Genomic DNA, 19266 nt, shown 5'->3' with positions numbered 1-19266 from the left:
AAGCACACATGAGCAGCCAACCAGTCATCACAGTCCCCGGCAGTACAACGCCGGCCAGTGGCCCCGCGTCCGGAGACAGCAGCCGGTACACGTCGTACACCGGGGCGGTGACCGCTTCGACATCAACGTCCGCGGCCATGTCATCCGGACCGACCAGCCGGACGGCGACGGCGGGGAGGACACCGGCCCCACCCCCACTGAGCTGTTCGTTGCGAGCCTCGCAAGCTGCGTCGCGTTTTACGCCCGCCGCTACCTCAACCGGCACAACCTGCCCACCGGGGGCCTGGCCGTGGAGGCGGAATTCCACATGGGCGCACGCCCTGCACGCGTCGCCCGGATCGACGTGCACCTCACCATCCCCGCCGACGTGCCTGTTGAGCGGCACGAGGCCCTGCTCGCCGTCGCTTCCCACTGCACGGTGCACAACTCACTGACAACAGTCCCTGAGATCTCGGTGGCCTTGGCCGTCGACCCCGGATGGACGAACGCCAACCCCTAGGCTCCAGCACGCCACGGCTTGGAACGCGGGCATCATCCGCGCCATACCCGGCCGCGCGCGGCCATGGTGGCCGAGTCCGTCCATATCCAGGATCGTCCCGCCATCCAGGGCGTCTCGGATCTCAGCATGAATGCCGCAGGCGCTCGGCGGGGCCCTGGCCGGCCCGGTTCTTGCCTCGATGGGATACTCCGGCCTCGGTTTTATCGCGATGACCCTCGTGGGTGTTGTGGTCATCTGGACCGGGCTGCACTCTCGCGCCGGCTCAGCGAACCCACAACCAGAGCACAGCTAGGAAGAGTCATGGATGCGGACAGCCGGATCGAGCAAGAAATCCCGGGCGACGATCACAGTGGAAGGGTCCACACACCGTTGTGGTCCATGAGCCGTGACTGGGGCCAGATTCGCCGCTGGCAGTCGTCACGGGTGGCGGTGGCAGCCGTCGCCGCTGCCGCCGCAGCGGCTGTCGTCGTTGCCGCGAACGGCATGATGACACAAACGGCTGCCATCTGGTGGTCTTTTGTGGTCCTCGCGGCGGGGTCCCTCCTGACCGGCCTGGTGGCAGGCAGTTACATCGGCGCCCCCATCGGTGCCGAGGCCACCCTCTGCGACCTCCGATGGCCTGTCCTTGGCCTCACCGGACTGGTGCTCGCAACGTCCCCCGGCCAGGGGAGCCTCGCGGCACACCTGTTTGCCGGCGCCACCCCCGCAGTGCTGGCCGGCGTGATCCAGCCTGCCTTCGCGCTCCTCTCCGTTGCCTTGTTGCGCTGGGAGTTGCGGGAGCGCCTCGAACTCGAGCGGAAGGCCGTTTCAGCCTCCCCCGACGGGGATAGCGGGGATGTGTGCACGACCTGCCGGCCGCTGTTTCCCACCCGGCCGGGATCAGCGGGCAGCCCGTCCGCCTGATGGCAGTGGATCTCACAAGCGGATGTATGCCCAACCTTCCCACTGCCGCGTCGCGAGATAGGCTATCGCCGCCGGGACGGACCTGACCCCGGGAAGAAGCTGCCCCGGGGTCAGTTCCACCGAACTCAGGCTGTTCCCGCAAGCTTGGATCCGGATGCCTTGACCAAGAGCTTCGCTAATCGAGCCCCCAGCGTTGAACCCGTGCTGCAGCGAGCCCGGCGCCCTCGGCCGGTCCGGCGACATGGACAACCAGCCCCCGCGAGGCACTTTCCTCCGGGCTAGCGTTCTGAGATTCCTTGTCTGGCATGAGGGCTCCTTCAACATCGGCCGGGCCGACCTTGGGCCCGGGCAAAACCTATGGGGCTAATCCTTTATTCACCTGAGCATGGAGGCTGGCGGCAGGGCAAAGGGTGCGGTGGAAAACTTTGGTGCCGCCGCATTCATCAGGCGGGCCCATTGGCCGCCGGCAATATCGGCGCAGACTGAGCACAGCGCGAATATACCGGTGACCTCAGTCTGCGTCGTGGGACTACCTGGTGGAGATGTGGTCCGAACCGCGCATGCGTACCGCGACGAGGATCCCGGACAGTGCGGTGAGGGCGCCGACGACGGCAACTGCTGCCGGGATGCCGAAGGCGTCCGCCAGAATGCCGGCGAGCAGGGCGCCGACGGCGAATCCGCCGTCGCGCCAGAGCCGGTAGATGCCCACCGAGCGTGCCCGCCATTCCGGGTGCGCGACGTCGCCGATGGCGGCCAGCAGGGTGGGGTAGACCATGGCGGTTCCCAGGCCCAGGAGGATGGCGGCGGCAAGCCAGATCCCGAAGCCGGTTCCGAAGGCGACCATGCTTAGGGCTGCGGCCTGGACGAGCATGCCGCCGACGATCAGCCATTTCCGACCGTATCGGTCCGACATCGCGCCGGTGACGAGTTGCGCGGCTCCCCAGACGGCGGGGTAGACGGCGGCGAGGATCCCGATCTTTTCGATGCTCAGTCCCGCTGCGGCGAAAAGGAGCGGGAACAGGCCCCAGGCGAGGCCGTCGTTGAGGTTGTTGACCAAGCCGGCCTGGCTGACCGAGGATAGCGATTTGTCCCGGAAGCTGGTGAGGGTAAAGATTTCCCGGTTGCTCAGCTCCCCGTGGGCGCCAGCATGGGCCGCCGTGTGGCTGGCGGCCTCGAGCCGGGCATGGCCCCGGGTTTCCTTCACCGCGAACACGGACAGGCCCAGGCCCAGCGCGATGTAGGCCGCGCCGAGCAGGAAGGGCCCTGGCCGCAGCCCGTAGCTGGCGGCGATGTAGCCGGTGGCCAGGGCGGTCCCGGCGACGCCGAGGTAGCCGGCGGCCTCGTTCAGGCCCATGGCCAGGCCTCGCCGGGACGGGCCGACGAGGTCCATCTTCATCACCACTGTGGTGGACCACGTCAGTCCCTGGCTGATGCCGAGGATGACGTTGGCGGCGACGATCCAGCCCCAGGAAGGTCCGAAGATCAGCAGCAGCGGCACGGGCACGGCGACGAGCCAGCCGGTCACGAGGACGGGCTTTCGGCCGTAGCGGTCCGAGAGGGTGCCTGCGAAGTAGTTCGTGCCGGCCTTGGCGAGTCCGAAGGCCAGGATGTAGGTCAGGGCGGACGTGTAGAGGTCCAGGTGGAAGACCTGGTCCGCCAGCAGCGGCAGGACTGTGCGTTCCTGGCCGAGGGTGCCCCCGACGAGCGCGTTGACTGCCACCAGGAGCATGAACTGGGCCAGGTTCTGGCGCAGGCCCAGGGTGAGCGCGGGCCGTGCGGCGGTGCCGGTCTCTGCGCTGGTGTCGCGGTTGCTCATTTGGCAGCCTCCAGGTCCGTGCCGGTTTCCACGGCGCGGCCGGCGGCGGCCGCCCAGTCGGCCGGTCCGCCGTTGAAGACGGCGATGCCGGTGCGGCCGGATGCGGCGAGGATGCTCGCCCCGCCCATCGCGCGTTCACCGTGACCGCACATCACGATGACCGGGCCTTCGGGCGCGTCGGCGAGATTTCTGGCGAGGTAGCCGAGTTCGATGTTCACGGCACCGGGGACGTGGCCTGCATCGTATTCGCCGGTCTGGCGGATGTCGAGCACGGCGGCCCCTGCCTGCAGCCGGTCCATCATTTGCCCGGACCCGATCAGGCGTACGGCGTCGGCTCCGGCGTGTTCCCGGGTCCAGGCGGGGTAGCCGCCGTCCAGTTCCCCGGCGAGGGCGTCGAAGCCGACCTTCGCCGAGGCTGTGACGATGTCGGCGGGGTCCTGTTCCGGGCCTCGGACGATGACGACGGGCCGGTCCGGGGTGGCGAGCCATCCGAGCCAGGTGGCGAAGACCGGGCGGAACGGGATCGAGAGTGCACCGGGGATGTGCCCGGCGGCGAAGTCTGCGGGCTGGCGTGCGTCGATGACCTGCGCACCGTCTGCGGTGAGTTCCTCGACGGAGTCTGCGGACAGCGGTGTGAGACGGGGCTGTTCGCGCAGGACGGCGGGGCCGCGTTTGTTGATTTCTCCCAGGCGGAGGAAATACTCGGGGAAGGTTCCCAGGGTGTCCAGGAGCGCGTCGACGAAGGCGTCCTCGCCGTCGACCTGCAGCAGCGGGTTGGTGGCCCGTTCGGCGCCGATGGTGGTGACCCGTTCGCCGCTGCCGCCTGCGGAGCAGAAGGAACCGGCTCCGTGGGTGGGCCAGACCGGGGTGGTGTCGGGGAATTCCATCAGCCGCTGCAGGGACCGGTACTGGGCCCGGGCCAGGCGTACCGTCATGTCCGGGCTGACCAGGTCGGTGCGCCCGGCGGTGCCGACCATCAGGGAACCTCCTGTGAAGATCCCGGCCAGGTCCCCGTCCTCGAACAGGACATAGGACAGGTGCTCGGGCGAGTGCCCGGGGGTGTGCAGGGCCTGCAGGGTGAAACGGCCCATCTCGACGCTCTGCCCGTCGCTGAGCCCGGTGTGGGCGAAGCTGCGGGAGCCGACCTCGGGGGCCAGTACGGTGGCGCCCTCAATCTCGGCGAGTTCGGCGACGCCGGAGATGAAGTCGGCGTGCAGGTGGGTTTCCACCGCGAAGGCGATGCTCAATCCGCGCGAGGAGGACTCGGCGCGTACCTGCCGCAGGTCCCGTTCGGGGTCCATGACGAGGGCGCGGCCCTCGCCAAGGTCCAGGAGGTAGGTGGAGTTGCCCAGTCCTTCGTCGACGACGGGGATCAGATTCAAGAGGCCCATGACTTCATCTCCTTCCACGCCGGTATACCGGCGGTAGAGTGGTATTCCAGATAAACGTGGAATAGTATTTGTTCCAGTATTACATGGAACTTTGGAGGAGCAAGTGGGCGACAAAGCCAGGAAATCGGAACTCTTCGAGGAGTTCGCCAGAGTGGGCAAGGCCCTGGCCAACGGCAAGCGCCTGGAGCTGCTGGACCTGCTAACCCAGGGGGAACGCAGCGTGGAAACCCTCGCCGCCGCCGCCGGACTGGGGCTCAGCACGGCCTCGGCGCACCTGCAGGCCTTGCGCCAGGCAGGACTGGTCACCACCAGGCGGGACGGCAACCGGATCCACTACGACCTCGCCGGCCCGGACATCCTCCGGCTCTACAGCCTGCTCCGGTCCGTCGCGCAGGAGCACGTGGCGGACGTCGAAGCCAAACGCATCGCCTACCTGGGGCTGGAGGGCGCGCGGGCCCACGACGAGGAAGTCACCCGGGAAGACCTGCTCGTGCGTGCCGGCGCCGGAACCGTGACAGTCCTGGACGTGCGCCCCGACGAGGAGTATCACGCCGCCCACATCCCCGGAGCCCTCTCCATCCCGCTCGACCAGCTCCGCGACAGGCTCGCCGAGCTGCCCAGGGACCGGGAGATCGTCGCCTACTGCCGCGGCGCCTACTGCGTCCTGGCCTACGAAGCGGTAGACCTGCTGCGCTCCACCGGCCGGAGGGCCAGACGGCTGAACGAGGGAATGCTCGAATGGCGCCTCGGCGGCCTGCCCGTGGAAGCCGCCGCCTAGATACATCACTGCCCTGCCGCCGCAATGAAGGCACAAGCGCCGTTCACAGGGCCGGTACCAAGAAAGCTCGTCACAAGGATGGAGGTCTTCGCATGATGTATGGATGGAATGGCGGCTGGGGCGTCTGGGGGTGGGTGCTGATGGCGCTGATGATGCTGATCTTCTGGGGCGGCGTGGCTTCCCTCGCCGCCGTCGCGGTCTTGGCCGTCCCGCGGACAGGCGGCGGCTTCGCCCGGGCGGCTGCGCGGTTCCCGGCCTGGCCGGAACCGTCGTCAACGTCGCCGCGACCGACATGGGCGGTCCCATGATGGGCCGCCCGGGAAGGATGGGAGGCATGCGCTTGACCGCGGATCATGCCACCGTCCCCCACGGCACCGTGAGTTTCCTGGCCACCAACGCACGAGCCTCAAAAGACGAGTACCCTGCCGGCCGCCAGGGTCCGGCCAGCGAGCTCGTCCATCGTCGAACGCCCGTCATCATCGCCTCGGTGATGCCACGCGCATACATACAGGTCCCGCAGCACCTGATCGCCACGCTGCCACGTGGTTTTGGCAGCGGGCAAGGCCGCCCCGGCTTGCCCGGAACCGGCATCAGAGCCGCAATTGGCCGGTGAAGGCATAATGAAGGCTGTCCGGCCACCAGGCTGCGGCCGATTGTGGATCTGAGAGTGCGAGGGGCCCGGCATGGAGCCAACGAAACAAGAGATCCTGGCCGGGTACGGCCGTGCCCGCCGCGAACTCCGTATGTGGCTGGAGGGCGCATCGCCCGCCGGTCTTCACCATAAGAGCGACGGCACGCGATGGACCAATGAAGAGCTGCTCTTCCACATGGTCTTCGGCTACATGGTGGTTCGTGCCCTACTCCCCCTGGTCCGCGTCGTCAGCCGTCTTCCCCCACCGGCGGGCCGGGCGTTCGCCGCGGTCCTGAACGCCGGAACGCGCCCGTTTGATGTCGTCAATTACTGGGGCTCCCGTGCCGCCGCACTGGTCTACAACAGAGAGCGGATGGGCCGGAAACTGGACCGAACCATCGCCGCCCTGTCCCGCCGGCTCGACCACGAGAGCGCCGGGTCCCTCCTCCGGTCCATGGCGTTCCCCGACCGGTGGGACCCGTTCTTCCAACCCCAGATGACGCTCAACGCCGTCTACGCCTACCCCACGCAGCACTTCGACTTCCACGCCCGGCAACTCACGCTCCGCCTCCCGGGAGAACAGGGAGCGTCTTGAAACCCGAAAAAGATTCCGGCCCTCGGCTGACAGATCCGTCCGGCGCCCAAAAGAGGCAGGGAACTCTTCTCCCCCAGCGACGGATTCCAGGACTCCGGAAGGGCCAGCTACCAAGAATCGCTTGTCGTGCTCTTCGTTGTGGCGGAAGCGCCGCAAAACGCATGTCAGACGGGTATATGCGGAACCGTCCAGGCCAGGATTCCCCGGGCAAAGCCGGGATAGATTGCGACGATAACGGGGAGTGCGTTTGTCCCGGCGGGGCGGCCGATGGCTGGCGCCTGCGCGGCAATATGCCTCGCGCTCATTAGACTGCGGCTTTGGAGTCGCCGTCGATGGGGAACATCTGGCCGGAGATGGTGCGGGCGTGCGGGCCGGCGAGGAAGAGGATCAGGGCGGCGATGTCGTCGGGGTTGATGAATTGCTTCACCGACTGGTTGGCCATCGCGGAGTCGACTTCCTCCTGAACAGTGCGGCCGGAGATGGACGCACGGCCCTCGAAGACGCTCATGATGCGCGGGCCGTCCACGGCGCCCGGGTGGATAGTGTTCGAGGTAATGCCAAACGGTCCCAGTTCCATGGCGAGCGTCTTTGCGAATCCGACCAGGCCCCACTTGGTAGTGGAATAAGCAACCCGGTTCGGGTAGCCGAACCGGCCGGCCAGGGAAGACATGGTCACGATGGACGCGGCGTCGGATTCCTTCAGCAAAGGGATAGCCCGCTGCGTGACATTAAACGTGCCCTGCAGGTTGACTCCAATGACCGCGGCGAAAGCGCCGGCGTCGTATTCCTCGACCGGGGTCGTGGGGCCCGCGATGCCGGCGTTGTTGACCAGCACATCCAGACCGCCAAGCTCCTTCTTGACGTCCTGGAACAGGGCGGCGACGGCGTCGGGGTTGCTGACGTCCGTCACTGATCCGGTGATGTCCGGGTTACCGGCGCTGGCTGCGGCCACCGCCTCGGCATTGATGTCGGCGATGTGAACCCGGGCGCCGGCAGCTGTGAAGGCCTTGGCGGCGGCAAGGCCGATCCCGCTGGCTCCGGCGGTGATGAGTACGCGTTGTGACATTGATGTTTCCTAGTCGGTGGTTGGGTCAGGCTCAGGCTACGCCCAGGCCAAGCAGCCGGATGGCGTTTTCGCGCATGATCAGCGGACGGACTTCCGGTTTGATGGCCAGTTTCTCAAAGTCGGCGATCCAGCGGTCCGGCGGAATCATGGGGTAGTCGGAGCCGAAAAGGACCTTGGTTCGCAGCAGTGAGTTCGCGTACTGCACCAGCTGCGGCGGGAAGTACTTCGGGGACCAGCCGGAGAGGTCGATGTAGACGTTAGTGTGGCGCGCCGCGACCGCCAGCGCCTCGTCCTGCCAGGGAAACGACGGGTGGGCCATGATGATCTTCAAGTCCGGGAAGTCCACGGCCACGTCATCGAGCACGAGCGGGTTGGAGTATTTCAGCCTGATCCCGCCTGAGCCCGGCATGCCCGAACCGATCCCGCTCTGCCCCGTATGGAAGAGCGCAGGAACCCCCAGTTCCTGAATTGCCTCATAGAGGGGGTAGGCCATGGGATCGTTCGGGAAGAATCCCTGCAGGTTGGGGTGGAACTTGAACCCCTTGACACCAAATTCCTCCACCAGGATCTTCGCTTCCCGCACACCCTCCTCACCGCGGGCAGGGTTGATGCTGGCAAAGGGAATGAGCACATCCGAATGCTCCGCAGCCTGGCGGGCAATCTCGCGGTTGGAGATCGGCGGATGGCCGGTCTGGGATTCATGATCCACCGTGAAGACGACGGCGGCCATATTGCGCTCGCGGTAATGGGCGGCCACGCTGTCGACGTTCAACGGTTCGTGCGAGGTGCCGAAGTGCTTGCGGGCAGCTTCGCGGAAGTCTTCCGGCATGTCGGTGTGGCCATGGCCGTCGGCTTCAATATGGACATGCATGTCGATGGCAACGAGGTCGGAAATATTCATCGGATTCACGTTTCTGGTAGTAGTCACGCGGCGAACGCCTTCTGGATGAGCCGCACTGTCTCGCCAACATCTTCCGGTTTGACGAGCACGCCCGGGTCCATGGCCTCGCCCAGCACGGCGCCCTGGATGACCCGCTTGAGCGGGATTTCCAGCCGCTTTCCTGAGGGGTTGCGGGGAATGCTGGGAACGAAGACGACGTCGTCGGGGACGTGGCGGGGTGACAGTTCCGTTCGGAGCGCCCGGCGGACCGCCGCCTCCAGCTGTGCGGTATCGGCACCTTCCTGGGCTTCAACGAGCAGCGCCAGGCGGCCCATTCCCCCTGCCGGGTCCTCAAAGTGCAGCACCATGCTGTCGTTGACCTGTGGCAGGCCATCGAGAACGGCGTAGAACTCGGCCGTTCCCAGGCGTACGCCGCCCCGGTTCAGGGTGGCGTCCGACCGGCCCGAAATCACCCAGGTCCCGCGTTCGGTCTCGATGAGCCAGTCACCGTGCCGCCAGACACCCGGATACGCGCTGAAGTAGCTGTCGGTGTAACGCTCGTTGTCCGTGTCGCCCCAGAAGAAGACAGGCATGGAGGGCATGGGCTTCGTGGCTACAAGCTCGCCGGCTATGCCGTGCAACGGATGTCCGTCCCGGTCCCAGGACTCCACCGACACGCCCAGGGGCCGGCAGGACATTTCACCTGCATAGACTCCGGTCAGCGGGCTGGCGCCCAGGAACGCGGCACAGATATCAGTACCCCCGGAAGTGGGGGCAAGCACCAAGTCCGGGCTGACGTCGTCGTACACCCAGGCCGCGACGTCGGCCGCGAGCGGCGAGCCGGAGCACTGGATCTCGCGGAGCCGGCTGAGGTCCCAGGTGGCACCCGGCGTAAGTCCGGCGTGGGCGCAGGCGGCGAGATAGGCAGAACCCGTGCCCAGGTAGGTGGCTTCGGTCTCGGCCAGTACCGCCCACTGGGACCATTCGCCGTCGAGCGTTGGCCAGTTGGGGTCCCCGTCCATGAGGACGACGGCGGCGCCGGTCAGTAGGGTGGAGATGCCCAGGGTCCACACCATCCAGCCGGTGGTGGTGAACCAGAACGCGGTGTCCTTCGGGCCCATGTCGAAGTGCAGCCCCATGGCCTTGAAGTGTTCCAGCAGCAGGCCGCCGTGCGAGTGGACGATCGCCTTGGGTTTGCCCGTGGTTCCGGAGGAGAACAGGACGGTCAGCGGGTGGGAGAACGGCACGGCCTCGAAGCGGATGCCGGCGCTCTCAGCGGTGAAGTCGCGGTAGGCAATGGTGTTGGCCGGCACCTGGCAGTCCTGGTCGAGATACGGGAGCAGCACCACCTGGGTGTCCGGCAGTTCCATCCGGATCCGCACCAGGTCATCCGCCCGGGACAGGTCCTTCTTTCCCCACCGGTAGCCGTCGACGGCGATGATCAGTTTGGGTTCGAGCTGGCTGATCCGGTCGACCACGGATTTGGGGCCCATTTCGGGCGGCACGGAGCACCAGATGGCGCCCAGCGCCGTCGTGGCCAGGTAGGCCGCGAGGGTCTGCGGAATGTTCGGCAGATAGCCGGCCACGCGGTCCCCCGCCATGATGCCCTGGCGGACCAGCCCCTGCTGGATGCGCCCGATCTCCTCCAGCAGCCGGCCGCCGGTCCATTCGGAACGGCCGGCAGTCTGGCTCCGGGACTTAACCATGATGTCGTCCTGGCGGCTGCGGACTGCACGCACTATGTGTTCTGTGTAGTTGATCGTGGAACCCGGGAACCACTCCGCCCCCGGCATCTTGCGGTCGCCCAGGACTGCCTCGTAGGGGGTGTGGGAGATGATCTCGAAATGGTCCCAGACCTCGGCCCAGAACTCTTCGAGGTTGTCCACGGACCACTGCCACGCGTCCTCGTAACCGGCGAAGGTCCGGCCGGTCTTCTGCTCGACGGCGGCCAGGAAGCGGCCCATCCGGGAGCCGGACCATTCTTCACGCTTGGGGGCGGCTCGCAGCAGGGCGCCGGTTTCAACTGAACGCATGGATTTTCCTTCGATGTCTTGACAGGGAGAGTATGGGTTCCGCTTACGCGGCAGGCGAAGTGGGAGCCAGGGCGGTGTCCGCCAGGGCCGGCGGCTGGGTGCGCTTGAGCGACATGCCGAGGGAAACGATGCACAGGGCGGAGGTCGCCAGCGGGATTGCGAACAGGAAGAAGATGCGCTCCGGCTGCCAGCCGCCGGAGATCAGGTAACCCACCAGGATGGGGGCCACGATGGAGACCAAGCGGCCCAGCCCGATCATCCAGCCGATACCGGTGGCCCGTGCCCTCGCGGTGTAAACATCGGGTGCCACAGCGTAGAAGCCGGCAATCGCGGCGGTGGTGAGGATCCCGAGGAACAGTGCGACGCCGAGGGCGACGTTGACGTGGGTGAAGACCACGCCGAAGAGCAGGTAGGCGACGGCGGCCAGAACCAGGGCCCAGACGAGCAGGGGCCGGCTGCGGTACTTGATGGCGAGTGCGCTGAAGATGAAGCAGCCGAGGATGCCGCCCGCGTTGGCGATCACACCGATGGTCACCCCGAGGGAGTCATTGCCGGAGGCTGCCGCAACGATCTTTGGAGTCCAGGTGTTCGCGAAGTAGTAGGCCGCGACGAGGCAGGCGTAGCCGATCCACAAAGCCAGCGTCCGGAAACGGGTGGGCCGGCTCAGGATCTCGCCCACCGCGCTCTGGTGGCGGACGGCAGCCGGAAGGGCTGGCAGTTTGGCCAAAGCCGGCCGGCCGATCTTCGCGAGGATTCCGTTGACCTTGGGCAGGGCACCTGACGGGCGACGGGTCAGCAGGTAGTCGAGGGACTCCGGAAGGAAGCGCCAGGAGATCGCCAGCATCAGGACCGTCAGTGCCGCCCCCACGATGAACACTGAATGCCAGCCGTAGACCGGAATCAACGGGGCAGCTACCAGTCCGCCTATAGTGGCACCGATCGGATAACCGGCGGCGTAGATGCCGATGATGGTGCCCCGACGCTTGTCCGAGGAGTATTCCGACACCAGGACGTTCAGGTTGGCCATCATGCCGCCCACACCAAGTCCGGTGATGACCCGGAAAGCCATCAGCTGCATGGCATCAACGGCGAAAACGGAGAGCACCATACCAACGCTGATGATGACCAGCGAGATCAGGGCCAGCTTCCGGCGGCCGATCTTGTCCGCGAGCGGAGTCAGGAAGATCGAACCCGCGGCCATCCCGAACAGGCTGGCGCTGAGCAGGAAGCCGAGGGTGACCGGGTCCAGCCCCCAAGCCCTGGAGAGGCTGGGCGCTGCATAGGCCATCACGGCTACGTCGAATCCGTCAATGAGGATCAGTGTCAGAGCGATCACTACGGCCATTACCTGGAATCGTGTCATCGGTGACTGGCGGATCTGGGTCAAGACGTCCATGTCTTCTTTCTTGCTGCCTAAAGATGTGGGAGAGGTATGCAGTGAGCCTAGTCACACGCCCTGGACGCGTCCATAAAAATGTTGGAGATTTCTCCTAGCGAAATCATCCGCTGGCCCGGCTGCGGCCCGAAGTTGCAGCTCTTTGGCAGCCGGGCAGGCGGAATCCGTGGGCTAGTCAGGCGCCAGAGAACCGTGTCACCATTCTGCTATGCAAAATACAGAAAGTCCTTCCAAGCTCGAATCCGTTGACCGGGCGCTCCAGCTGCTGATCATCCTGCGCGGCGGCGAATCCATCAGCGTCAAGGCAGCCGGGGAGCGCCTCGGCGTGGCACCATCCACGGCCCACCGACTCCTTGGCTCGCTGGTCGCAAGGGACTTTGCCATCCAGGACCGGGAGCGGCGCTACCGGGCAGGCCCACAGCTGACTCCCCATGGCGAGGCCAATTTCTCCGTGAACCAGCTGCGTCAGGTAGGCCGCCCGGCCTTGCAGAAGCTCTATAGCGACATCAACGACACCGTCCAGCTCATGATTCTGACCGGGCCCCACATCCGCTTCATTGATGGCATCGAGTCAGAAGAGGCACTCCACGTCAAAGCCAGGATGGGCGACCTCATGCCGGCCTACTGCTCCGCCGGGGGCAAGGCCATCCTCGCCGAACTCGGCAACGTCGAGCTGGAGAAAATCTACCGCGGCGGCCTGACGCCGTGGCCCACAGCCCGGATCCATGCCATGTCTGCTCTCAAGCGGCAGCTCGCGACAGTCCGCAAGGCAGGCTATGCAACGAATTTCGAGGAAACGGAGCAGGGGGTCAGCGGCCTTGGCGTGTGCATCAGGGACCCCTCCGGAAAGCCCATCGCCGCCTACACCACAGCCATCCCCACCGCACGGTTCCAGAAGTCGATGGTTGCCGACCACGTGCGGTCGCTCCACGAGGCCGCAGCGATGACAGAGAAGGGCCTGTTGGAAGGAGCCGCAATGCGGGGATAAATTGCGCACAGCGGAATCTCTTCAGATTCCGTTGCGCATACCGGGACGCCTTCCTACGCTTTGAATAAGTGGCACACACCACATTCGGGCCTGATCAACGAGGACAGGCGTTACAGAAGGACATTCCGCACATGGACATTGACCTGGAGGAACTGGCTGCGATTATCGAGCAGCTGGACAAGACCGAGTTCACAGATTTTTTGTATGAGAAAGGTGAACTGCGGCTGCACGTACGCAGGGGCGGCCATATTCCGGAGGGCGCAATCCAGTCCCCTGCTGCCGCCGTCGCGGTCGCGGCCCCCGCTGCAACGCCGCCGGTGGCCGCGCAGCCAGCAGAGCCGGCAGCCGCACCTTCGCCTGCGGCGCCAGCTCCCGCCGTCGTCACATCAAACGGACACTCCCCCGCCATGAGCCCTGACGCGCTTCCGGCCGGACACATCCTGGTCACCTCGCCGATGCTCGGCACGTACTATGGGGCACCCAAACCGGGCGAGCCCTCGTTCGTCCAGGTGGGCGATGCGGTGTCCGCCGATGCCGTGCTGTGCATTGTCGAAGTCATGAAGCTCATGAACTCCGTGACCGCAGGTGCAGCAGGCGAGGTGGCTGCCGTCTTCGTGAAGGACGGCGACCTGGTGGAATTCGAGCAGCCGCTGTTCGCCATCCGGGCCACCTCATGAAGCACCGCATCTTCGTGGCAAACCGCGGAGAGATAGCTGTCCGCATCATTGAGGCCTGCGACCGGCTCGGCTACGACACCGTCCTCGGCGTCTCCTCCGCGGACAAAGACACCCTGGGTGCCCGGCGGGCCGGCCGCGTGGTCACCATTGGAGGGCCCCGGCCCGCAGACAGCTACCTGAACATGAACGCCGTCGTCCAGGCCGCCATCTCAACCGGCTGCACCGCGATCCACCCTGGCTACGGCTTCCTCTCCGAACGACCGGCCTTCGCCGAAATATGTGCCGAGAACGGGCTGACCTTCGTGGGTCCGTCACCCGAAGCCCTGCGAGCGCTGGGAGACAAGCTGACGGCCCGGCGGCTGGCCGAATCCGTGGACGTCCCCGTCTCTGCAGGCGGCACCGCCCAAACGGCCGAGGAAGTCCAGCAGCTGGCCGAACGCATCGGCTACCCGGTACTCATCAAGGCAGCCCACGGCGGCGGCGGCCGCGGCATGAAACTCGTGGAAAGCACAATGGAACTGGCCGAGGCCTGGCAGCTGGCATCCTCCGAGGCGGAAGCCTCCTTCGGGGACGGCACAGTGTTCCTTGAACGGTTCGTCCAGGACGCCAAGCACGTGGAGGTCCAGATCCTCGGAGACCGCCACGGCCACCGCGTCCACCTCGGCGAGCGGGAATGTTCGGTGCAATACCGCTACCAGAAGGTCGTGGAGGAAGCACCCTGCACCGCCCTCCCCGAGGCCACCCGCGCACTCCTCTACCAGAGTGCCCTCCGGATCGCCGAGGCCCTGGATTATGTTGGCCTGGGAACCGTGGAGTTCCTCTACGACGTACAGCGTGATTCGCTGGCCTTCCTGGAAGTAAATCCGCGGGTGCAGGTGGAGCACCCTGTCACCGAGGCGATCACCGGCGTCGACCTGGTCCGAGAACAGCTGCTCGCGGCCCTGGGTGAGCCACTGTCCTTCACCCAGTCAGACATCACCCTGACCGGAAATGCCATCGAATGCCGCATCACAGCTCAGGACCCGGAAAACGACTTGCGGCCCTCACCGGGAACCGTCACGCGCTGGCGCCCTTCTGCCGCCGGCGGACTCAGGCTCGACACGCATATCTATGAGGGCTACCGCTTCCCGCCGTTCTACGACGCGCTGATGGCCAAGCAGATCGCCTGGGCACCGGACCGCGCCGCCGCCATCGAACGGATGGAACAGGCCCTGGCAGCCTTCGAAATCGAAGGCGTTACCACCTCCTTGCCGCTGCTGTCCCGGATTCTGGCCCATCCAGTCTTCCAGCACAACACGGTCACCACCCACTGGCTCAATGAACTGCTGACGGAAAAGGTGAACTCATGACCGACGTCAAACTCGTCGACGTCTCCCTGCGGGACGGCAACCAAAGCATCTGGGGTGCCACCGGAGTCACCACACGCATGGTCCAGGGCGTTGCTCCCCTGCTGGACCAGGTGGGCTACCATGCCATCGAACTGGTCTCCAGCACCCTCATGGCCACCGCCGTGCGGTACCACCAGGAGGATCCCTGGGAACGGTTGCGGGCCGCTCGCGACCTGATGCCCAACACGCAGCTAGGCTTCCTCACAACGGGCAAACGGTTCATCTCGTTCCACCGCACCCCGGACGCCGTGTTCGAACTTGCCTTCCGGCTGCTGGTCCGCAACGGCGTCAAGCGGCTCTGGGTAATCGATCCCATGCATGACATGGACGGTGCCAAGCGTACTGCCGAGATGGCCAAGCGCGTCGGCTTCGAAGAAGTCATCGGCGGGATCTGCTACACCACGAGCCCCGTCCACACGGACGAATACTTCGCCACCAAGGCCAAGGAACTCGACGACTGCGACGCCATCGACAGCGTCTACCTGAAGGACCCGGCAGGGCTGCTGACGCCGGACCGGGTGAAGAGCCTGGTCCCGCTGCTGCAGTCCAGCCTGACTTCCACCCGTCTGAATGAGATCCACTCGCACAGCACCACTGGCCTGTCCCCCATCACCGTCCTGGACGCGGCAGACTTGGGCATCGACACTATCCACTGCGCCCTGCCCCCGCTCGCCAACGGGAGTTCGCACCCGGAAGCCCAGCGCCTGGTCCATAACCTTCGGGCCCGCGGCCACAACGTCAACGTGGACCTGGACGCCATGGCCAAAGCGTCGGCCTACCTGCAGCGCCAGGGGCGGATCAAGAACCTGCCCGCCGGCAGCCCCAATGAGTACGACGAGGCCTATTACCGGCACACCATTCCCGGCGGGGTGCAGTCCACCACCCGGCGGCAGCTCGGTGAAATCCGGCGCGCTGACCTGTTCGACCAGGTGATCGAGGAATCCGTCCAGGTCCGCGAGGACCTTGGCTGGCCGATCGTGATGACACCTTTTGCCCAATACATCGTCACCCAGGCCACTCTGAACGTCATCACGGGTGAACGGTACAAGCAGCTTTCCGATGAGGTCATCGACCTGCTGCGCGGCGATTTCGGCCCGTTGCCCGGGGCGGTGAACCCTGAGCTGATGGACCGTGCCATGGCCACCAAGCGCGGACAACAGCCCATCAACGACGGCGGCGACGTGACCATCGCGGACTTGCGGCGGCGCTTCGGCGCCACCATCAGCGACGAGGAACTGCTGCTCCGGGCGGTCATGCCGGCCGAGCAGGTGGACACCATGTACGCCGCGAAGAAGTATTCGGCCACGTCAACGCTGCAGCGGCTGCTCGCAGCAGTGAATGACCGGCCCTCCACCTCGGTGTCCATCACCGACGGCACCACGAAATTTTCCATTCAACGCGGCCCTTCCGACAACGTTGGTGCCGCAGTAGTTGGTACAACAGGCGGCAGCGCCGCACAGGAGGTCACGGCATGAGCAACGCCATTGAACATTCCCACGGCTGGGTACTGGATGTCGACGGTTGCCTGATGCGCACAAAGCGCGCCGGCGGTGCCGGCGGGGAGGCCATGCCGGGCGCCGCGGGGCTGGTGGCAGCGCTGTACGCTGCCGGACACGCCGTCGTTGTCTGCACCAACGCCTCGGAGAAGACCCCGGCCGAATACGCCGCCCATCTCCGCTCTCAGGGAATCGATATCCGCGACGAGGATTTCGCTACCGCTGGCAGCGCAGCCGCCGACTATATTGCCCACCGCCACCCTGGGGCCCGGGTGCTGGCGCTCGGAGCGGAGGGTCTGACCGCCCCATTGCGCAGCCTGGGCGTCAATCTGGCCGATCCCGCGCAACCGGAACTGGCCGACGTCGTGGTGGTCGGGGCCGCAAACGGGTACAGCACTGAACAGATCAACGCGGCCAGCCTGGCCGTCGACGCCGGTGCCCCGCTCTACACCACCGTGGACGTGCCCTGGTTCCATGGCGGCCTCGGCAAATCCGTGTGCGTCTCGGCAGCCATTGCCAACGCCGTCGGCTGGGCTGCCGGCGCCGTTCCGCAGGTCGTCGGAAAACCCTCTGCCGCCCTGGGCGAAACCCTGCTGCGCCGGCTGGGCCTTCCCGCCGCCGAGGTCACCGTGGTGGGCGACGCCACCGTCGAAATCGACCTGGCCAGGTCCATGGGTGCCAACAGCGCCCTGGTGCTCTCCGGAGCAACATCTCCCGGACTGCTCGCCACGCTCGAAGGCGCCGCCAGGCCGGATCTCGCCCTGGCCGACGTCGCCGAACTGCTTGAATTCCTCACACCCTCCCTTTCACTGTCGCAAGGAGCCACATCATGACCGACACCGCAGGAACCACCCCGGGCAGCACAGCACGTTTCCCCTTCTTCAACGAATCCCAGGCCCCGGCCGGAGGGGAAGGCTGGGAGTCGATGTACCCGTACTACCTGGTCCCCTCGGAGGAAACCACCGAGCACGAGAACGCCCAGTTCTGGTTCGCTGACACCATGCACTGGTCCCGCGGCTGCCACCCCTTCGACAGCATCGGCGCCGAAGCCGTGTACCTGGGCGTCGGAACGTTCAGCACCCGCATCTTCGCCCTGCCGGTGTCGCTGGGCCTGGACGTCCGCGTGGTCAACGGGTATGTCTACATCTCGCCGCTGGGCGTTGAGGACCCCGCGCGGATCCAGGAGCGCGTGGCCATTTTCCAGGAACGCGCCGGCTACTACTACGCCAACTGGGACGAGCTGTACGGCAAGTGGAAGACCAAGATGGAAGGCGCCATCGATTCCCTGCGCACCATCGAGTTCCCCCGCCTGACCGAATACGACCCCGCCGAGGTTGTCACCGAAGCGCGCGGCCGGTCCTCGGCCATGGCTGTCATCGAGAACTACCACCGGCTGATCGATGAATTCTTCTCCATCTGGCAGTACCACTTCGAATTCCTGAACCTGGGCTACGGCGGCTACATCACCTTCTTCCAGTTCTGCAAGCAGGCCTTCCCGCTCATCAGCGAGCAGTCCATCTCCCGCATGGTGGCCGGCGTCGATGTCCTCGCCTTCCGCCCGGACGACGAACTGCGCAAGCTCGCCGCGCTCTCCCACGAACTCGACCTGAACAGCATCATCACCGGCGACAGCGGCCCGGAAGCCATCCTGGCCGCTCTGGCCGAAACAACCAACGGCCGGACCTGGCTGGCCGCGTTCGAAGAGGCCAAGGACCCCTGGTTCAACTACTTTGCCGAGTACGGTTTCACCCACGACCAGGAAACCTGGGCAAGCGACCTCTCCATCCCCCTGCAAGGCATCTCCCGGTATGCGGTCAAGATCGCCGCGGGCGAAGACATCTCCCGGCCCATCGAGCGGCTCCGCGACGAACGGGACGAGATCGTGGACGAATACCGCGCCCTCCTCACCGGCGATGAGGCACGGCAGTTCGACGAACTGCTCGGCCTCGCCCGGAAGGTCTTCCCCTACATCGAAGAGCACAACATCTACGTGGAGCACTGGTCCCACAAGGTTTTCTGGGAAAAGGCGTGGGACCTGGCCCGTTTCCTGGTGGATGCCGGCTTCCTCGACACTGCCGAGGACATGTTCTACCTGAACCGCTTCGAGCTGGACACCGCACTGTTCGATGTCGTGGACTCCTGGGCGATCGGCGTCCCGGCACGTGGCAAGAAGCGCTGGCAGGCCGAAATCGCCCGCCGCCGCCCGATTGTTGCGGCGCTCCAGGCCGCCAGTGCCCCGCCCGCCTACGGCATCCCGCCGCAGCAGGTCACGGACCCGTTCGCCGTGATGAACTACGGCGTGACCACCGAACGCGTGCAGGACTGGCTCGGGGCCTCCGACGGCGCCACTGACAAGCTCAACGGCATCCCGGGCTCCCTCGGCATTGTCGAGGGCCCCGTCCGGGTGTTGCGTTCCGAAAAAGACCTGCCGCTCCTGCAGCCGGGTGAAATCCTGGTGGCTCCGATTACCGCTCCGTCCTGGGCGGCGGCCTTCGCAGTGGCCACCGGAGTCATTACCGACATCGGCGGCATGATGTGCCACGCCGCCATCGTCTGCCGCGAATACGGCATTCCCGCCGTGGTGGGAACCGGCTTTGCCACCGCCCGCCTGACCACCGGCCAAAGGGTCCGGATCGACGGCAAGGCGGGCACCGTCGTCGTCCTCGAACCGGCCCCCGACACCACCCGTGCAACTGACACCGCCGCAGCGGTCCGCTAGGAGTTTGACC

Annotated in this window: 18 protein-coding genes; 12 read left to right on the top strand and 6 right to left on the bottom strand. The window is 66.0% G+C overall.

Going from position 1 to position 19266, the window contains the following annotated elements; genetic code table 11:
• Window positions 1-121 precede the first annotated feature (121 nt).
• From C566_RS20455 to C566_RS0101395, 3 genes are all read left to right on the top strand, one after another.
• Window positions 122-499, top strand: coding sequence for an OsmC family protein (locus C566_RS20455; RefSeq protein WP_051082207.1), 378 nt, complete (start codon window positions 122-124; stop codon window positions 497-499).
• A gap of 130 nt (window positions 500-629) precedes the next feature.
• Window positions 630-791 (top strand): hypothetical protein, encoded by a 162-nt coding sequence (locus tag C566_RS22255; protein ID WP_018772533.1) that lies wholly within the window; start codon window positions 630-632, stop codon window positions 789-791.
• Window positions 792-799: 8 nt separating this feature from the next.
• Window positions 800-1402, top strand: coding sequence for a hypothetical protein (locus C566_RS0101395; RefSeq protein WP_018772532.1), 603 nt, complete (start codon window positions 800-802; stop codon window positions 1400-1402).
• A gap of 529 nt (window positions 1403-1931) precedes the next feature.
• Here C566_RS0101395 and C566_RS0101385 read toward each other — a convergent pair.
• Both C566_RS0101385 and C566_RS0101380 read right to left on the bottom strand, forming a co-directional pair.
• Window positions 1932-3218, bottom strand: coding sequence for an MFS transporter (locus C566_RS0101385; protein WP_018772530.1), 1287 nt, complete (start codon window positions 3216-3218; stop codon window positions 1932-1934).
• Entirely contained in the window at window positions 3215-4609 is a 1395-nt protein-coding gene (locus C566_RS0101380; protein ID WP_018772529.1) for an MBL fold metallo-hydrolase, read from the bottom strand. The genes C566_RS0101385 and C566_RS0101380 overlap by 4 nt, the downstream gene beginning before the upstream one ends.
• A gap of 103 nt (window positions 4610-4712) precedes the next feature.
• On the opposite strand from C566_RS0101380, the gene C566_RS0101375 reads away from it, so the two are divergent.
• The 3 genes from C566_RS0101375 (at window position 4713) to C566_RS0101360 (ending at window position 6613) form a co-directional block, all read left to right on the top strand.
• Window positions 4713-5387 carry an ArsR/SmtB family transcription factor gene (locus C566_RS0101375; protein ID WP_018772528.1) on the top strand — a complete coding sequence of 225 codons (675 nt, stop codon included), beginning with the start codon at window positions 4713-4715 and terminating at the stop codon, window positions 5385-5387.
• 92 nt (window positions 5388-5479) lie between these two features.
• On the top strand, window positions 5480-5695 hold the full coding sequence (locus C566_RS22855; protein WP_018772527.1) for a hypothetical protein: 216 nt from the start codon (window positions 5480-5482) through the stop codon (window positions 5693-5695).
• Window positions 5696-6070: 375 nt separating this feature from the next.
• The gene (locus C566_RS0101360) at window positions 6071-6613 is read left to right on the top strand and encodes a DinB family protein (protein ID WP_018772525.1); all 543 of its coding nucleotides are present in this window, start codon (window positions 6071-6073) and stop codon (window positions 6611-6613) included.
• 304 nt (window positions 6614-6917) lie between these two features.
• On the opposite strand, the gene C566_RS0101355 is transcribed toward C566_RS0101360, so the two are convergent.
• Genes C566_RS0101355 through C566_RS0101340 form a run of 4 tightly spaced genes read right to left on the bottom strand, consistent with a single transcriptional unit; the run spans window position 6918 to window position 11988 of the window.
• The gene (locus C566_RS0101355; RefSeq protein WP_018772524.1) at window positions 6918-7679 is read right to left on the bottom strand and encodes an SDR family oxidoreductase; all 762 of its coding nucleotides are present in this window, start codon (window positions 7677-7679) and stop codon (window positions 6918-6920) included.
• Between the two features lie 31 nt (window positions 7680-7710).
• Complete coding sequence (locus C566_RS0101350; protein ID WP_269320004.1) at window positions 7711-8607, bottom strand: amidohydrolase family protein; 897 nt, start codon at window positions 8605-8607, stop codon at window positions 7711-7713.
• A complete protein-coding gene (locus tag C566_RS0101345) occupies window positions 8604-10592 on the bottom strand; it encodes an acetoacetate--CoA ligase (protein ID WP_018772522.1) in 1989 nt (662 codons plus the stop codon). Before C566_RS0101345 ends, C566_RS0101350 begins: the two co-directional genes overlap by 4 nt.
• Window positions 10593-10635: 43 nt before the next feature.
• Entirely contained in the window at window positions 10636-11988 is a 1353-nt protein-coding gene (locus C566_RS0101340; protein ID WP_018772521.1) for an MFS transporter, read from the bottom strand.
• A 208-nt stretch (window positions 11989-12196) separates the two neighbouring features.
• On the opposite strand from C566_RS0101340, the gene C566_RS0101335 reads away from it, so the two are divergent.
• From C566_RS0101335 to C566_RS0101310, 6 genes are all read left to right on the top strand, one after another.
• Window positions 12197-12976 carry an IclR family transcriptional regulator gene (locus C566_RS0101335; RefSeq protein WP_018772520.1) on the top strand — a complete coding sequence of 260 codons (780 nt, stop codon included), beginning with the start codon at window positions 12197-12199 and terminating at the stop codon, window positions 12974-12976.
• A gap of 131 nt (window positions 12977-13107) precedes the next feature.
• The gene (gene accB, locus C566_RS0101330; protein ID WP_018772519.1) at window positions 13108-13653 is read left to right on the top strand and encodes an acetyl-CoA carboxylase biotin carboxyl carrier protein; all 546 of its coding nucleotides are present in this window, start codon (window positions 13108-13110) and stop codon (window positions 13651-13653) included.
• Window positions 13650-15002 (top strand): acetyl-CoA carboxylase biotin carboxylase subunit, encoded by a 1353-nt coding sequence (locus C566_RS0101325; RefSeq protein WP_018772518.1) that lies wholly within the window; start codon window positions 13650-13652, stop codon window positions 15000-15002. Before accB ends, C566_RS0101325 begins: the two co-directional genes overlap by 4 nt.
• Window positions 14999-16516 carry a hypothetical protein gene (locus tag C566_RS0101320; protein WP_018772517.1) on the top strand — a complete coding sequence of 506 codons (1518 nt, stop codon included), beginning with the start codon at window positions 14999-15001 and terminating at the stop codon, window positions 16514-16516. Before C566_RS0101325 ends, C566_RS0101320 begins: the two co-directional genes overlap by 4 nt.
• Window positions 16513-17370, top strand: coding sequence for an HAD-IIA family hydrolase (locus C566_RS20440; RefSeq protein WP_018772516.1), 858 nt, complete (start codon window positions 16513-16515; stop codon window positions 17368-17370). Before C566_RS0101320 ends, C566_RS20440 begins: the two co-directional genes overlap by 4 nt.
• A complete protein-coding gene (locus C566_RS0101310) occupies window positions 17367-19256 on the top strand; it encodes a PEP-utilizing enzyme (RefSeq protein WP_018772515.1) in 1890 nt (629 codons plus the stop codon). Before C566_RS20440 ends, C566_RS0101310 begins: the two co-directional genes overlap by 4 nt.
• Window positions 19257-19266 lie beyond the last annotated feature (10 nt).

The organism is Arthrobacter sp. 131MFCol6.1 (assembly GCF_000374925.1).
Classification (GTDB): Bacteria; Actinomycetota; Actinomycetes; order Actinomycetales; family Micrococcaceae; genus Arthrobacter.
The sequence above is the reverse complement of the archived record's forward strand: the minus strand, read 5'-3'. Positions and strand labels throughout refer to the sequence as shown.